Here is a 1,420-nt window from a genome sequence, read left to right on the forward strand (position 1 = left end):
TGATCATGGTGACGAGCTTCACCCGCTTCGTCATCGCCTTCTCGATTCTGCGCGCCGGCATCGGCCTGCAGTCGACGCCGGCCAACCTGATCCTGATCTCGCTGTCGCTGTTCATGACCTTCTATGTCATGGCGCCGACCTTCGACCAGGCTTGGAACACCGGCGTCAAGCCGCTGATGGACAACCAGATCACCCAGGCCGAGGCCTTCGAGAAGATCTCGGATCCGTTCCGCAGCTTCATGCTGCACAATGTGCGCGACAAGGATTTCGATCTTTTTGCCGATCTCGCCCGCGAGCGCGGCCAGACTGTCTCGCGTGACACCGTGGACCTGCGCATTCTGGTGCCCGCCTTCATGATCTCGGAAATCAGGCGCGGCTTCGAGATCGGTTTTCTGATCGTGCTGCCGTTCCTGGTGATCGATCTCATCGTCGCCACCGTGACCATGGCGATGGGCATGATGATGCTGCCGCCGACGGTGGTTTCCCTGCCGTTCAAGATCCTGTTTTTCGTGCTGATCGACGGCTGGAACCTTCTGGTCGGCAGCCTGGTGCGATCCTTTACCTGACCGCCCCGCCGGGCTCGAGGACGACACTTAAGGCTTCGCCTGCTAAAGCCCGCGCGAATTATTTTGGATTAACCGTCCAGTTTAGCCGTTTGGTAGGAAGTTGCCCGCATAGTCCGCTCCAGATGGCGGGTGATCGGGTCTCAGCGATCATTGGCATGATGCCGCACCGTCATACCGGACAAGCCGGTATGTCAAAAAAATCCGTGTAAAAACCAAGGTACGAGTATCATGTCCAGTATCATGACCAATTCCGCTGCGCTGACCGCGCTGCAGAGCTTGAACAACACCAACAAGCAGCTCGAGACCACCCAGTCCCGCATTTCGACCGGTTACCGTGTCGCCACCGCCAGCGACAACGCCGCTTACTGGTCGATCGCCACCTCGATGAAGTCGGACAACAAGGCGCTCTCGGCCGTTCAGGACTCGCTCGGCCTCGGCGCCGGCAAGGTCGACACCGCCTACACCGCCATCAACGACGTCAAGGATCAGGTGGACCTGATCAAGACCAAGCTGGTTACCGCCCGCGGCGCCAGCCAGGAAGACCAGCAGAAGATCGCGACCGAAATCAAGGCCATCCAGGATCAGATCAAGTCGTCGGTCACCAACGCCAACTTCGCCGGCTCGAACCTGCTGCAGAACGACGGCACGGCTGCTTCCGATCTGAACATCGTTGCTTCGTACAACCGCACCGGCTCGACCGTCACCATCGACACCATCAAGGTGGCCTCTGCCGACACGCAGGTCCTCGACACGGCGGGCACCGGCGGCATCGTCGGCGGTCTGCTTGCGACGACCTTCTTCGATCCGAGCTCCGCCGCCGTCGCCGACACCGCTATCGACACCGCGCTCGGCAC

General features: G+C 60.4%; 2 protein-coding genes. Both read left to right on the forward strand.

Translation table 11 applies throughout. The features are described 5' to 3' along the window. Positions 1–566: flagellar type III secretion system pore protein FliP (gene fliP, locus EOA60_RS32860; protein ID WP_128312615.1), on the forward strand; the 566-nt coding region annotated here is incomplete at its 5' end. Between the two features lie 228 nt (positions 567–794). Then, positions 795–1,420: flagellin (locus EOA60_RS32865; protein WP_128312616.1), on the forward strand; the 626-nt coding region annotated here is incomplete at its 3' end.

The organism is Mesorhizobium sp. M1A.F.Ca.IN.020.06.1.1 (genome assembly GCF_004023265.1).
In the GTDB taxonomy this organism is placed as follows: Bacteria; Pseudomonadota; Alphaproteobacteria; order Rhizobiales; family Rhizobiaceae; genus Mesorhizobium.